The organism is Streptomyces sp. NPDC031418 (genome assembly GCF_055581605.1).
Genome location: NZ_JBVIJC010000010.1, coordinates 186,406 through 201,013, shown reverse-complemented (window position 1 = coordinate 201,013; position 14,608 = coordinate 186,406). Strand labels below are relative to the sequence as shown.

The 14,608-nt window shown below is 71.9% G+C and carries 11 protein-coding genes; 10 read left to right on the top strand and 1 reads right to left on the bottom strand.

Annotated features, from left to right (window positions below; all coding sequences use genetic code 11):
• Positions 1-73: 73 nt before the first annotated feature.
• From ACZ5CZ_RS16885 to ACZ5CZ_RS16865, 5 genes are read left to right on the top strand one after another with little or no spacing between them, the layout of a single operon-like run.
• The gene (locus ACZ5CZ_RS16885; protein WP_385840211.1) at positions 74-1,705 is read left to right on the top strand and encodes a peptide ABC transporter substrate-binding protein; all 1,632 of its coding nucleotides are present in this window, start codon (positions 74-76) and stop codon (positions 1,703-1,705) included.
• A 6-nt stretch (positions 1,706-1,711) separates the two neighbouring features.
• Entirely contained in the window at positions 1,712-2,635 is a 924-nt protein-coding gene (locus ACZ5CZ_RS16880; RefSeq protein ID WP_468943370.1) for an ABC transporter permease, read from the top strand.
• The gene (locus ACZ5CZ_RS16875) at positions 2,628-3,608 is read left to right on the top strand and encodes an ABC transporter permease (RefSeq protein WP_468943368.1); all 981 of its coding nucleotides are present in this window, start codon (positions 2,628-2,630) and stop codon (positions 3,606-3,608) included. Before ACZ5CZ_RS16880 ends, ACZ5CZ_RS16875 begins: the two co-directional genes overlap by 8 nt.
• Before the next feature lie 7 nt (positions 3,609-3,615).
• Positions 3,616-4,599 carry an ABC transporter ATP-binding protein gene (locus ACZ5CZ_RS16870; protein ID WP_468943365.1) on the top strand — a complete coding sequence of 328 codons (984 nt, stop codon included), beginning with the start codon at positions 3,616-3,618 and terminating at the stop codon, positions 4,597-4,599.
• A complete protein-coding gene (locus tag ACZ5CZ_RS16865; protein WP_385840205.1) occupies positions 4,583-5,650 on the top strand; it encodes an ABC transporter ATP-binding protein in 1,068 nt (355 codons plus the stop codon). Before ACZ5CZ_RS16870 ends, ACZ5CZ_RS16865 begins: the two co-directional genes overlap by 17 nt.
• Positions 5,651-5,766: 116 nt before the next feature.
• On the opposite strand, the gene ACZ5CZ_RS16860 is transcribed toward ACZ5CZ_RS16865, so the two are convergent.
• Positions 5,767-7,893 carry a S9 family peptidase gene (locus ACZ5CZ_RS16860; protein WP_468943362.1) on the bottom strand — a complete coding sequence of 709 codons (2,127 nt, stop codon included), beginning with the start codon at positions 7,891-7,893 and terminating at the stop codon, positions 5,767-5,769.
• Positions 7,894-8,073: 180 nt separating this feature from the next.
• On the opposite strand from ACZ5CZ_RS16860, the gene ACZ5CZ_RS16855 reads away from it, so the two are divergent.
• The 5 genes from ACZ5CZ_RS16855 (at position 8,074) to ACZ5CZ_RS16835 (ending at position 14,513) form a co-directional block, all read left to right on the top strand.
• On the top strand, positions 8,074-8,268 hold the full coding sequence (locus tag ACZ5CZ_RS16855) for a hypothetical protein (protein ID WP_385840203.1): 195 nt from the start codon (positions 8,074-8,076) through the stop codon (positions 8,266-8,268).
• 83 nt (positions 8,269-8,351) lie between these two features.
• Positions 8,352-10,802, top strand: a complete 2,451-nt coding sequence (locus tag ACZ5CZ_RS16850) for a bifunctional serine/threonine protein kinase/MFS transporter (RefSeq protein WP_468943360.1) — start codon at positions 8,352-8,354, stop codon at positions 10,800-10,802.
• 9 nt (positions 10,803-10,811) lie between these two features.
• Positions 10,812-11,672 carry an N-acetyl-1-D-myo-inositol-2-amino-2-deoxy-alpha-D-glucopyranoside deacetylase gene (gene mshB, locus ACZ5CZ_RS16845; protein ID WP_468943357.1) on the top strand — a complete coding sequence of 287 codons (861 nt, stop codon included), beginning with the start codon at positions 10,812-10,814 and terminating at the stop codon, positions 11,670-11,672.
• Positions 11,669-12,085, top strand: coding sequence for a DUF6113 family protein (locus ACZ5CZ_RS16840; RefSeq protein ID WP_468943354.1), 417 nt, complete (start codon positions 11,669-11,671; stop codon positions 12,083-12,085). The genes mshB and ACZ5CZ_RS16840 overlap by 4 nt, the downstream gene beginning before the upstream one ends.
• Before the next feature lie 160 nt (positions 12,086-12,245).
• Positions 12,246-14,513, top strand: coding sequence for a hypothetical protein (locus ACZ5CZ_RS16835; protein ID WP_468943352.1), 2,268 nt, complete (start codon positions 12,246-12,248; stop codon positions 14,511-14,513).
• Positions 14,514-14,608: the final 95 nt, after the last annotated feature.

The following is a 14,608-nucleotide window of genomic DNA, read 5'->3' as shown; positions in this document are numbered from 1 at the left end:
GGCGCGCATGCGGTATGTGATCTATGAGCCGATATTGGCCGGTATCGGGGCAGTGATCACGAAGGAGGCAGCCATGCGGGGAATCTCGCGCGCCCGGTGCGCCGTCTGCGCGGTGGCGGTGGCGCTCGCCGCGGCGGGCTGCGGAGGCGGCGGAGGCTCAGGCGGCGGCGGCAACGGCGGCGGGGTGCTCAGCTCCTCCTGGGGCGATCCGCAGAACCCGCTGGAGCCCGCCAACACCAACGAGGTGCAGGGCGGCAAGGTCCTCGACATGATCTTCCGAGGTCTGAAGCGGTACGACCCGAAGACCGCCAAGGCCGAGAACTGGCTCGCCCAGTCCATCGACACCAAGGACTCGCAGACCTTCACGATCAAGGTGAAGGACGGCTGGACGTTCTCGAATGGCGAAAAAGTGACCGCCCGGTCCTTCGTGGACGCCTGGAACTACGGGGCCAGCCTGAAGAACAACCAGAAGAACGCGTACTTCTTCGGGTACATCGAGGGCTACGACAAGGTGCACCCCGACAGCGGCAGCCAGAGCGCCGGCACCCTGTCCGGGCTGAACGTGGTGGACGACCACACCTTCACGGTCCGGCTCCGGCAGAAGTTCTCCGGCTTCCCCGACACCCTCGGCTACGCGGCCTTCGCCCCGCTGCCCCGCGCCTTCTTCACCGACCACGCGGGCTGGCTGAGCAAGCCGGTCGGCAACGGGCCGTACACGATCGAGTCCTATACGAAGGGTTCGCAGATGACCCTGAGGAAGTGGGACGGGTACCCCGGCAGCGACAAGGCGCAGAACGACGGAGTGACCCTCAAGGTCTACACGGACAACAACACCGCCTACACCGATCTGATGGCGGGCAACCTCGACCTCGTCGACGACGTCCCCGCCGCCCAGCTGAAGAACGTCAAGAGCGACCTGGGCGACCGGTACATCAACACCCCGGCCGGCATCATCCAGACCCTGGCCTTCCCCTACTACGACCCGGCCTGGAACAAGGCCGGGTCGGAGAAGGTCCGCACGGGCCTGTCCATGGCGATCAACCGCAAGCAGATCACCGAGACCATCTTCAGCAACACCCGCACCCCGGCCACCGACTGGACCTCCCCGGTGCTCGGCACGGCCGGCGGCTACCAGGCCGGCCTGTGCGGCAAGGCCTGCGACTACGACCCCGCCGGGGCCAGGAAGCTGATCCAGCAGGGCGGCGGCATCCCCGGCGGCCAGGTCAGGATCACCTACAACGCCGACACGGGCTCGCACAAAGAGTGGGTGGACGCGGTGTGCAACTCCATCAACAACGCCCTCGGCAACGGCACGGCCTGCGTGGGCAACCCCGTCGGCACCTTCGCCGACTTCCGCAACCAGATCGGGCAGCACAAGATGCACGGCCCGTTCCGGGCGGGCTGGCAGATGGACTACCCGCTCATCCAGAACTTCCTCCAGCCGCTCTACTACACCGACGCCTCCTCCAACGACGGCAAGTGGTCCAACAAGAACTTCGACCACCTCGTCGACCAGGCCAACGCGCAGACCGACACCGGCAAGGCCGTGGACCTCTTCCGGCAGGCCGAGGGGGTCGTCCGCGACAACATGGCCGCCATCCCGCTCTGGTACCAGAACGGCAGCGCCGGCTACTCGCAGCGGCTGTCCCATGTGGCCCTCAACCCCTTCAGCGTCCCCGTCTACAACGAGATCAAGGTCGGCTGACCGGGCATGGGGCGCTATGTCCTGCGGCGACTGCTCCAGATGATCCCGGTGTTCATCGGGTCCACCCTGCTGATCTTCCTCATGGTGAACGTGATGGGCGATCCCGTCGCGGGCCTGTGCGGGGAGCGGGCGTGCGACCCGGCGACCGCGGCCCAGCTGAGGAAGGAGTTCGGCATGGACAAGCCGGTCTGGCAGCAGTACCTCACCTACATGGGGAACGTCTTCACCGGAGACTTCGGTACGGCGTTCAACGGCCAGAAGGTCACCGAGCTGATGGCGACGGCCTTCCCCGTGACCATCCGGCTCACCCTCGTCGCCATCCTCATCGAGATCGTCATCGGCATCACCCTCGGCGTGATCACCGGTCTGCGCCGGGGCCGTCCCGTCGACACCGGGGTGCTCCTCGCCACCCTCGTGGTCATCTCCGTCCCCACCTTCGTCACCGGTCTGCTGCTGCAACTGCTGCTCGGCGTCGAGTGGCAGTGGATCAAGCCGTCCGTCTCGCCGGACGCCACCTTCGGCGAGCTGCTCGTGCCCGGCCTGGTCCTGGCCTCGGTCTCGCTCGCCTATGTCACCCGGCTGACCCGGACCTCCATCGCCGAGAACAAGCGGTCCGACTACGTCCGCACGGCGATCGCCAAGGGCCTGCCGAGACGCCGGGTCATCACCCGCCACCTGCTGCGCAACTCGCTGATCCCGGTGGTCACCTTCATCGGCACCGACATCGGCGCGCTGATGGGCGGGGCGATCGTCACCGAGCGGATCTTCAACATCCACGGCGTCGGCTACCAGCTCTACCAGGGCATCCTGCGGCAGAACACCCAGACGGTCGTCGGCTTCGTGACGATCCTCGTGCTGGTCTTCCTGGTGGCCAACCTCCTCGTCGACCTCCTGTACGCCGTACTCGACCCGAGGATCCGCTATGCCTGAGCAGCCGTACGAACCCGAGCGCGCGATCGCCGGCACGGGCATGGGCGGCACGATGGACCTGGGCGCCAGCGAGGCCGCGACCCTGGAGAAGACGCCGGGGGGCCCGGAAGGCACCGGCCCGGCCGGCGCACCCCGCTCGCTCTGGTCCGACGCCTGGCGGGACCTGCGCCGCAACCCCGTCTTCCTGCTCTCCGCCGTGGTCATCCTCTTCCTGGTCTTCATCTCCCTGTGGCCCTCGGCGATCGCCTCCGGCTCCCCCCTCACCTGCGACCTCGCCAAGGCCCAGGACGGCCCCGGCCCCGGCGCCCCCTTCGGCTACGACGGCCAGGGCTGCAACGTCTACACCCGCACCGTCTACGGCGCCCGTACGTCCGTCACGGTCGGGGTGCTGGCCACCCTCGGGGTGGCGCTGTTCGGCTCCGTGCTGGGCGGCCTCGCGGGGTACTTCGGCGGCACCGGGGACGCGATCCTGTCCCGGATCACCGACATCTTCTTCGCCATCCCGGTCGTCCTCGGCGGCCTCGTCCTCCTCTCCGTGGTGACCAGCAATACGGTCTGGCCGGTCATCGGGTTCATGGTCCTGCTCGGCTGGCCGCAGATCTCCCGCATCGCGCGCGGCTCGGTCATCACCGCCAAGCAGAGCGACTACGTCCAGGCCGCCCGCGCCCTCGGCGCCTCCGACTCCCGCATCCTGCTGCGCCACATCGCGCCCAACGCCGTGGCGCCGGTGATCGTCGTCGCCACCATCGCCCTCGGCACCTACATCGCCCTGGAGGCGACCCTGTCCTACCTCGGCGTCGGCCTCAAACCGCCCAGCGTCTCCTGGGGCATCGACATCTCGTCGGCCTCCAACTACATCCGCAACGCCCCGCACGCCCTGCTCTGGCCCGCGGGCGCCCTGGCGGTCACCGTCCTGGCCTTCATCATGCTCGGCGACGCGGTCCGCGACGCCCTCGACCCGAAGCTGAGGTGATCGCGCCGTGCTGCTCGACGTGCGGGACCTGCATGTGGAGTTCCGGACCCGGGACGGGGTCGCCCATGCCGTCAACGGGGTCAGCTACCACGTGGACGAGGGGGAGACGCTGGCGGTGCTGGGGGAGTCCGGGTCGGGCAAGTCCGTCACCGCGCAGGCGGTCATGGGGATCCTCGACTCGCCGCCCGGGAGGATCACCGCAGGGCAGATCCTCTTCCAGGGGCGGGATCTGCTCACCCTGAAGGAGGAGGAGCGCAGGAGGATCCGGGGCGCCGGAATGGCGATGATCTTCCAGGACGCGCTGTCGGCCCTCAACCCGGTCCTCCCCGTCGGGGACCAGCTCGGCGAGATGTTCGTCGTGCACCGCGGGATGTCCCGCAAGGACGCCCGGGCCCGGGCCGTCGAGCTGATGGACCGGGTGCGGATCCCGGGCGCCGCCCAGCGCGTGCGTGACTACCCCCACCAGTTCTCCGGCGGCATGCGCCAGCGCATCATGATCGCCATGGCGCTGGCCCTGGAGCCCGCGCTCATCATCGCCGACGAGCCGACCACCGCCCTGGACGTCACCGTCCAGGCCCAGGTCATGGACCTGCTCGCGGAGTTGCAGCGCGAGTACCACATGGGACTCATCCTCATCACCCACGACCTGGGCGTGGTCGCGGACGTCGCCGACCGGATCGCGGTGATGTACGCGGGGAAGATCGTCGAGTCCGCGCCGGTGCTGGACATCTACAAGGCGCCCGCCCACCCCTACACCCGGGGCCTGCTGGACTCCGTACCCCGCCTGGACCAGAAGGGCCGGCAGCTGTACGCCATCCAGGGCCTGCCGCCCAACCTGATGCACATCCCGCCCGGCTGCTCCTTCCACCCGCGCTGCCCGATGGCGCAGGACGTGTGCCGCGCCGACGAACCCCCGCTGTACCCGGTGTCCGAGGTGCGCGGCAGCGCCTGCCACTTCTGGAGGGAGTGTCTGCATGGCCGTGAGCGCTGAGCCGATCCTGGAGGTCGCCGGGCTGGTCAAGCACTACCCGCTGACCCGGGGCGTCCTCTTCAAGAAGCAGGTCGGTGCGGTGAAGGCCGTGGACGGCGTGGACTTCACCCTGGCCAGGGGCGAGACCCTCGGTATCGTCGGCGAGTCCGGCTGCGGCAAGTCGACGGTTGCGAAGCTGCTGTGCAACCTGGAACGCCCCACGGCCGGCTCCATCCGCTTCAAGGGCGAGGACATCACCCGGCTGTCCGGCCGCGCGCTGAAGGCCGTACGCCGCAACATCCAGATGGTCTTCCAGGACCCGTACACCTCCCTCAACCCCCGGATGACGGTGGGGGACATCATCGGGGAGCCGTACGAGATCCACCCCGAGGCGGCCCCCAAGGGCGACCGGCGCCGCCGGGTGCAGGAGCTGCTGGACGTGGTCGGCCTCAACCCGGAGTACATCAACCGCTATCCGCACCAGTTCTCCGGCGGCCAGCGCCAGCGCATCGGGATCGCCCGGGGCCTGGCGCTGCGCCCGGAGGTGATCGTCGCCGACGAGCCGGTCTCCGCTCTCGACGTCTCGGTGCAGGCCCAGGTGATCAACCTGCTGGCCCGGCTCCAGTCGGATTTCGACCTCTCCTACGTCTTCATCGCGCACGACCTGTCCATCGTCCGGCACATCTCGGACCGGGTCGGGGTGATGTACCTGGGCCGGATCGTGGAGATCGGCCGGGACGCCGAGATCTACGACCATCCCACGCACCCCTACACCCAGGCGCTGCTCTCCGCCGTCCCGGTCCCGGACCCCGAGGCCCGTGAACACCGGGAGCGGATCATCCTCTTCGGCGATGTGCCGTCCCCGACGGACATCCCGTCCGGCTGCCGCTTCCGCACCCGCTGCTGGAAGGCGCAGGAGCGCTGCGCCCTGGAGGTGCCGGCGCTGGCCGTGCCGGCTCATCTGCACGGCGCCGCCGGGCCCGCCGCGCACGACTCGGCCTGCCACTTCGCCGAGGAGAAGCGGGTCGTACCGCCGGAGGACGTCCTGGAGAACGGCAACGGGCCGGGGTGATATGACGCACCCCGGCCCGTTCACGGCACCCGCACGGCCGTACATGGATCAGCCTCGCGCGTCCGTATATCGGCACCGCTTCCGTGAAGTTGCCTGTGTGTTAACGCGGTTCACGTTCATTTTGCGGGGCGGGCCAGCGACCGCCGCAGGAAGTCCAGCTGGAGCCGCAGCAGGTTCTCCGCGACGGTCTCCTGCGGGGTCATATGGGTCACCCCGGACAGCGGCAGCACCTCGTGCGGGCGGCCGGCGGCGAGCAGCGCGGAGGAGAGCCGCAGGGAGTGCGCGACGACCACGTTGTCGTCCGCCAGCCCGTGGACGATCATCATCGGCCGGTGCGGCTCGGCGGCGTCGACCAGGCCCGCGTCGTCGATCACCGAGTTGCGGCGGTAGACCTCCGGCTGCTCGTCCGGGTGGCCCAGATAGCGCTCCTCGTAGTGGGTGTCGTAGAGCCGCAGGTCGGTGACGGGCGCGCCGACCACCGCCGCGTGGAAGACGTCCGGGCGGCGCAGCACCGCGAGGGCCGCCAGATAGCCGCCGAAGGACCAGCCCCGGATGGCCACCCGGTCCAGGTCCAGCGGGAACCGCCCGGCGAGCGCGTGCAGCGCGTCCACCTGGTCCTGGACCACGACGGCCGCCTTGTCGTCCCGGATCGCCTTCTCCCAGCCGGGGGAGTGGCCCGGGGTGCCCCGCCCGTCGGCGACGACCACCGCGAAGCCCTGGTCGGCGAACCACTGGGAGGTGAGGTGGGCGTTGTGCGCGGCGACCACCCGCTGGCCGTGCGGACCGCCGTAGGGGTCCAGCAGCACCGGCAGGGGCGTGTCACCGTGGTAGTCCCGTGGCATAAGCACGGCGCATGGAATTCTGCGTGCGCCCCCCTGGGTGAGCGTCACCCGGGGGGACATACCGGGATCTTCGGCGTACGACCGGACAGTGGCCGCCGGTTTTCCGTCACGCAGTACCTGCGCCCGGGTGCCCGGCCGGTCCAGCGCCGCGGACACCAGGACCGTCACCCCTCCGCAGCGCACCGCCGAGTGCACACCCGGCTCCTGGGACAGGCGCTCCACGCCCAGCTCGTTCACCCGGTACACATGGATTTCGCCGATTTCCGGGTCCTCCGCCTCCGCGCCCGCGGAGGCGGAAACCAGTACGTCCTGCGGACCGACGTCCAGCACCGCCCGGATGTGCAACTGGCCGCTGGTCAGCGGCCTTTCGCCGACCGCCAGCACACGTGCCCCGCCCTCGTCCGCGATACGGACAAGCTGCCCGGAGGGGCTCCAGCAGGGCACTCCAGCGAAAAGTTCCAGCCAACTTGGATCTTCATCGGCGTGCACCATCCGGGTGGCCCCGGTGTCCGGGTCCACCGCGAGGATCACCTGGCTCCGCTGGTCCCGCGCCTGCACGAGTACCAGCGGGGCACCTGCCTCTGACCAGTGCACTCGTGCCAGATACGGATAGCGGGACCGGTCCCACGCGACCTCCGTGCGCTCCCCGTCCAGGCCGAGCACGAACAGCCGTACCTCCGCGTTAGGAGTGCCGGCGGCGGGGTACGCGACGTTATTTGGCTCACGCTCCGGGTGGGCCGGGTCGGCGATCCACCACCGCTGCACCGGCGTGTCGTCCACGCGCGCCACGAGCAGCCGGCGCCCGTCCGGCGCCCACCAGAAACCACGCGAACGGTGCATCTCCTCGGCCGCGATGAACTCCGCGAGCCCGTAGGAAACCCCCTCCGCCTCCGGCTCGGCGAGCGCCCGGTCGGCGCCGCCCTCCGCGTCCACCACCCGCAGCGCGCCCCGCGCGACATACGCGATGTGCCGGCCGTCGGGCGCCGGGCGCGGGTCGATCACCGGCCCGGGGACGCCCAGTTCGCGTGCCGTGCCGACCCGCAGCTCGGCCGCGAAAAGCCGCCCTGACAAGGTGAAAGCCGCCAACTCCACGGCCGCGTCGGTGGCGTACCCGACGATCCCGGCGCCGCCCTCGCGGCTCCGCTCCCGGCGCGCCCGCTCCTCGGCGGAGAGTTCTTCCCCGGCCCCCGCAAGCAGTGCGGCCGGGTCCGCCGCGAGGCGCTCGGTGCCCTCCGGAAGATCCAGCACCCACAGGGAGTGGGCGCGGTCCGTGCCGGAACCGGAACGCAGGAACGCGACACGCGAGCCGTCGGGCGCCACGGTGAACGCACGCGGCGCGCCGAGCGTGAACCGCAGCGTCCGGGCGTGCCGACGGGGGAAGGAGTCAGCCTCGGTCGTCATACCCCGACCATATTGGCCATGCGCCCCCTTGTGCGGCCGTGCGCCGAGCGATGCGCGCATACGGATAGTTATGATCACTACCGCTGTGTGGGTATGAACCTGCTGGCGTCCGCATGGATTTGCTCAACTGATCTAGATCTGGCGATCTTTGTGACTGGCGATCTTTGGAGGTGAGCCGCCGTGGCACTCTCGATTTCGGCGGTGGTGCTGCTGGCGATCATCGTCTTCTTGCTGATCAAGAAGTCCGGGCTGAAGGGCGGTCACGCAGCTGTCTGCGTCCTGCTGGGGTTCTATCTCGCCTCCTCGACGATCGCTCCGACGATCAGCGAGCTGACGACCAACGTGGCCAGCATGATCGGCAGCATCAAGTTCTGAGCCGGGCCCGGTCGCGGCCGGCTCCGGCGCCGACTTCGCCGATCGCCCTCGCCACGCTTGGATAGTTGCACTACCTTTCCGGCGTGGACCAGTTGACCGCTGACGACCCGACCCGCATCGGCCCGTACCGCCTGATCGCCCGGCTGGGCGAGGGCGGCATGGGGCTGGTCTATCTCGGGCGCTCCGAGGGCGGCCGCACCGTGGCCGTGAAAGTCGTGCAGGCCGAGTACGCCGGGCATCAGGAGTTCCGCCGGCGGTTCGCCCGTGAGGTGGCCGCCGCCCGGCGGGTGGGCGGCAGTTGGACGGCGGCCGTGCTCGACGCCGACCCCGAGGCCGCCGTCCCCTGGGTCGCCACCCAGTACATCCCGGGGCCCGACCTGCACACCGTGGTCGCCAAGGACTTCGGGCCGCTGCCCGAGTACTCGGTGCACGCCCTGGCCAACCGGCTCGCCCTCGCCCTCGGTGCCGTGCACGAGGCGGGCCTGATCCACCGCGACCTCAAGCCCTCCAACGTCCTCGTCACCGTCGACGGCCCCCGCGTCATCGACTTCGGCATCGCCCGCGCCATGGACAGCCTCTCCGGGCACAGCCTGCTCACCCGCACCGGCATGCTCATCGGCTCGCCCGGCTTCATGTCGCCGGAACAGGTCCGCGGCCTCGAACTCACCCCCGCCAGCGATGTGTTCTGCCTCGGCGCGGTCCTCGTCTACGCCGCCACCGGCCGCCTTCTCTTCGGCGCCACGGAAACCGGTCTGAACGCCCACCTCTTCCGGATCGCCGAGGAGGAGGCCGATCTGACCGGCGTACCCGAGCCGCTGGCCGATCTGGTCGCCGCCTGCCTGCACAAGGACCCGGCCCAGCGGCCGACCCCGCGACAGGTGGCCGAGCGCACGGCACCGGAGCGGGCCGGGGAATGGCTGCCGGGGCCCGTCCTGGCACAACTCGGTCGGCACGCGGCCCAGTTGCTGGACTTCGCCCCGGCGCCGCGGGCGGAGACGCCGGCAGTACATCCCCAGCGGGAGGCGCCCGCGCCGGGATCCTCGGGGGAGGCACCGGTGCCCGGCCCCGGCGCCGAACCCCAGCCGGACCCGCGGGTCGCGCTGGCCAGGTCCCGCGCCGATGCCCCGGTGCCGCAGGCCCCGCCCGCGTCCCCGCCCCCGCCGCCCGCCTACTCGCCGACGGTCCCCACCGCCCCCGCGCCGCCGAACCCCCGGCGCTGGTGGGGTCTGGTGGCGCTGATGCTGGCGCAGCTGACGGTCCCGCTGGAAACGGCGGCGTTCGTGCTGGGGATGCAACCCGTCCAGATCGATCTGCACGCGTCCTACGCCGGCCCGTTCACCCTGCCCGCCGTCTACGCCATCGCCTTCGGCGGCCTGCTGCTGCCCGGCGGGTATCTCGGGGACCGGATCGGGCGCAAACCGGCCCTGGTCATCGGCCTGATCGGGTTCGCGGTGGCCTCCGCGCTCGGCGGCTCCGCCGAGACCGCCGCGGTGCTGACCCTCGCCCGCGCCCTCCAGGGCGTCTTCGCCGCCCTGGTCACCCCGTCCGTGCTCGCCCTGGTGAGCACCGGCTTCCCCGAGCCCAGCGAGCGCCGCAGGGCCTTCGGGATCTACGCCCTGGTGACCGCCGGCGGTACGGCCCTCGGGCTGGCCCTGTCCGGACCGATGCTGGAGTACCTCTCCTGGCGGATCTGCCTGTACGTCGTCGTCCCGCTGGCCGTGCTCGCCCTGGCCGGCGTCGGCCCCCTGGTCCAGGACGGCCCGCGCCGCACCGGTGCCGGATCCGACCTGCCCGGTGTGCTCTCCGGCTCCCTGGGCATGGTGGCGCTCGCCTACTGCTTCAACCGGGTCCGGGACTTCGGGTGGGCCGACCCGCAGGTCCTCGTGCTGCTCCTGGGAGGTGCGGCCCTGTTCGCGGGCCGCGTGTGGCGGCAGCGCAGGAAGGAGCCGTACGTCCTGCGAGACCGCCGCCGCCTCGGCAGCCACCTCACCCTGATCCTGTTCGGCACGGGCGCCATGGGCCTCTGGCACGCCGTGGCCCTCTTGCTGCTCCACCGGGGCAGCGGTTTCGCGCAGATCGGGACGGGCCTCCTGCCGCCGGCCCTGGCGGTGGCCGTCGGCGCCACCCAGGTCTCCGCCCGCCTGCTGGGCCGGGCCGCGCCCCGCGCCCTGGTCGCGGCGGGCCTGCTGGTGGCGGCGCTCGGGGCGGCGTTGCTGGCCGTCCTGTCGCCGGAGGGGGGTCCGCTGCTCCTGGTGGGCACGCTGACGGCCGGTTTCGGCATCGGCTTCGCCGGCGTGCCGCTCTACGCGATGGCCACCGCGGACATCGCCCCGGAACACGCTGGTGCGGCAGCGGCGGCCGCCGGTACGGCCCAGCAGCTGGGCGAGGCGCTCGGCTGGGGACTGCTCATGTCGGCCTCCGGGAACTCCTACAACTCCTACGCCCTGACGTTCGGCTGGTCGGCGGCCGCGCTGCTGCTGGCGACCCTCCCCGCCACGCTGATCAGCTCACCCCGGACGGCCGCCGCCTCGTAGGGTGGCCCCATGACGGAACTGCCCTCCCGGCGTCTGCTGCTGGTGCACGCGCACCCGGACGACGAGTCGATCAACAACGGCGCGACCATGGCCAGGTACGCGGCCGAAGGTGCCCATGTGACCCTCGTCACCTGCACTCTCGGTGAGCGGGGGGAGGTCATCCCCCCGGAGCTGCGGCATCTGACGGGCCCCGCGCTGGGCGCCCACCGGCGCGGTGAGCTGGCCGCCGCCGTGCGCGAGCTGGGGGTGACGGACGCCCGGCTGCTCGGCGGGGCGGGCCGGTACGGGGACTCCGGGATGATGGGCACCGCCGACAACGACGACCCCGGCTGCTTCTGGCAGGCCGACGTCGACGAGGCCGCGGGGCTGCTGGCGGACGTGATCCTGGAGGTCCGGCCGCAGGTGCTGGTCACCTATGACCCCGACGGCGGCTACGGCCACCCCGACCACATCCAGGCCCACCGCGTCGCCATGCGCGCCGTCGAGCTGGCGGACGAGCGCGGGCACCGCATCGCCAAGGTCTACTGGAACCGTGCCCCGCGCTCCGTCGTGGAGGCCGCCTTCGCCCGCCTCCAGGACGAGCTGACCGCGCTGCCGTTCGACAAGAGCGCCGCCGTGGACGACGTACCGGGTGTGGTGGACGACGAGCGCGTCACCACCACCGTCGACGGCACCGCGTTCGCCACCGCAAAGGCCGCCGCGATGCGCGCCCACGTCACCCAGATCGAGGTCGCCGAACCGTACTTCGCACTCTCGAACGAACTCGCCCAGCCGCTGTTCACCACCGAGTACTACGAGTTGGTGCGCGGCCAGGGGCAGGCCGGCGAGACCGACCTGTTCGCGGGCATCCAGGGCGGGGAGGCGTCGTGAGCGGCAACGGAAACGGCTCGTTGCTCGCGCAGCCGCTGCGGCCGCCGTCCGCCGGGCGCGCCGCCGCCCACGTCGGACTGTTCCTGCTCGGCGCGGTCGTCGGCCTGGCCGGCGCCCTGGTGCAGGCCGCCTGGTTCCCCGGCGGGCTGCTGCTCGCCCTCGCGGGCGCCACCGGGGTGTTCCTCGGCGGGGCGTACGCCACCGGCGGGCGCGGCGGGGCGGTCGCCCCGGCGGCCGGCTGGATGGTCTGCGTCATCCTGCTCACCGCCTCGCGCCCCGAAGGCGACTTCCTCTTCGGCGCCGGCGGCGGCTCCTATCTCTTCCTGCTCGGCGGCATGGCCCTTGCTGTGATCTGCGCCACCGTTGGTGCGGTACGGCAACCCGGCGGCGGCCCCGTCCGACTTGGCAAGTGACGTACCACTTCGCCGTACGGTGTGCGTGCGAGTCCGGTGTGGGTTTCCTCAGCGGTCATGGGATACACGCCAGAAGTGGCCAGTATGGTGGTGCGCGCCGCCGAGCTGCCCGAGCAAATGAGGTCGTGACGGGCGGTGGAGCCAACTGGGAGAACCTGCCTTGAGTCGTGAAACTGACACTCCGTCCTCCGGGCCCGACGGGCGCGGCGGAGCCGCATACCCCTCCGGCACGCCGCCGTACGGGACCCCCTTGGCTTCCGACGACGGTACGGACGCGGGCCGTTCGGGTGCGCGTCCGGAGGAGAAGAAGACCGAGACCACGCTGACCACCCGGATCCGGATCAACATCCCCGGTTCCCGGCCCATCCCGCCCGTCGTCGTGCGCAAGCCCGTCGGGGAGGCCGAGGGCTCCGCCGCGGACGAGGCACCCGCCGAGCAGGCGCCCGCCGCTCCGGCCGAGCCCGACCGGGCCGCCGCCGAACCGGCCGCGCAGGCCGAGGAGAAGGCCAGCGACTGGTTCGCGCCCCGCAAGTCCTCGGCGCCCAAGGGCGCTCCGGGCGGCGGCGGCACGAACGGGGCCGGGACGCCCGGCGGTTCCGGCACCGCCCCCGGCGCGTCGGCCGCCCGTCCGGGTGGTCCGGGTGCATCCGGTACGACTGGTAGCACCGGCGCACGCCCGGGTGGCGCACGCTCCGGCGGTGGCCGTCCCGGTGGTGTGGTCGGCTCCATGAGCATGTCCGGCGGCTCCCGGCCCGGCGGTACGGGCGGCAAGGGCGGTCTGCCCGGCGCCACCGGCGGTCCGGTCGCCCCGGGCCACGGCGGTGGCACCGGCTCCTTCGACGTGACCGAGGCGCTGGCCGCGGGCCCGCTGGGCGGCGGCTCCCGCCCGTCCGGCACGGGTGACTCCCGCCGGGACGAGCTGCCGTACTTCTCGGACGGCGCCGACACCGGCGCGGCCGACGGCTTCGGCGGCGGTGCCGCGGCCGGTTCCGGCGGTTCCGGCGGCTTCGACGGGCCGCTCGGTTCCGGCGGTCCCGGCGGCCCGCAGGGTCCGGCCGGGCCCACCGGCGGCCCGGTCACCGGCGACAGCCCCTTCCTCACGTCCGGCGCCGACCTCGGCCGCGGTGAGCCCTTCGGCGGCCCGCGGGCCACGGCCCAGCGCAGCGCCATCGCCGACCTCGCAGGCACGGAGGCCGCCGGCGCCCCCGTCGGCCGCGGTCCCGGCGGCGGGATCAGCGACGACACCGCGATCCTCACCCCGCAGAAGCCGGCCCCGGAACCCGGCACCCCCGGCTACCGCTCCCCGGCCGACGACAACGTCTCCGGGCACACCGTCACCAGCGGCATCCCGGTCGTCCCGGGCGCCGGCAGCCCGTCGGGCGCCCCCTTCGGCGCGCACTCCGACGGCCCGGTGCCGCACACGGCGCCGAAGCCCGCGCCGGCCCCCGCGCCCAAGGCGCAGAACAAGGCGCAGGCCAAGCCGAAGAAGAAGGGCCGCAGCAAGCTGATGCTGCTCGCCGTCGGCCTGGTCGTCGTCGCGGGCGGTGTGTACGGCGCCGGACTGCTGATGAACCACACCGACGTGCCCAACGGCACCACCGTGCTCGGCGTGGACATCAGCGGCACCCGCGACGACGCCGTCAAGAAGCTCGACGACACCTTCGGCAGCCGGGTGAACAAGCCGCTGAAGCTGTCCGTCGACGGCCGCACGGTCACCCTCACCCCGGCCAACGCGGGGCTCCAGTTCGACTTCCAGGCCACCGTGAGCAAGGCCGCGAAGAGCGACTACAACCCGGTGTCCGTGGTCGGCTCCCTCTTCGGCCAGAAGCGCGTGATCGACCCGGTCATGCCGGTGGACGAGGAGAAGCTCCAGGCCGCCCTCCAGCAGGCCGGCGGCGGCTCCGGCTCGGTCACCGACGGCACCGTGAAGTTCGTGGCGGGCAAGGCCGTCGCCGTCTACGGCAAGACGGGCAAGGGCATCGACGCGGGCCGCTCCACCGCGGCCATCGAGCAGGCCTACCGCACCATGGTGGAGACGGACAGCGCGGCCGCGGTCGCGGTACCGACGACCACCCGGCAGCCGACGGTCTCGAACGCCGAGGTCGACCGCGAGCTGAAGGAGTTCGGGGAGCCGGCGATGTCGGGGCTCGTGACCGTACGGGTGGACGCGGCGCACTCGGTCCTGATGAGCCCGCAGAAGTCGCTGTGGAAGTTCCTCAAGGTGACGGCCGTCAACGGCAAGCTGGTCGACAAGCCCGACCTGGTCGCCCTGAAGCAGCTGTACGGCCAGGCCTTCGACGGGGTGCTCATCACGCGCGGCAACGGCAAGAAGACGCCGGTCACCCCACAGGACGTGTACGCCGCGCTGCGTCCGGCGCTGCTGAGCAAGACCAACCGGGTCGGGGTCATCTCCACCAACCCCAGCTGACACCCGCGCGGGGGGGGGGGGGGGGGGGGGGGGGGGGGCGGGGGGGGGGGGGGGGGGGGGGGGGGGGGGGGGGGGGGGGGGGGGGGGGGGGTACG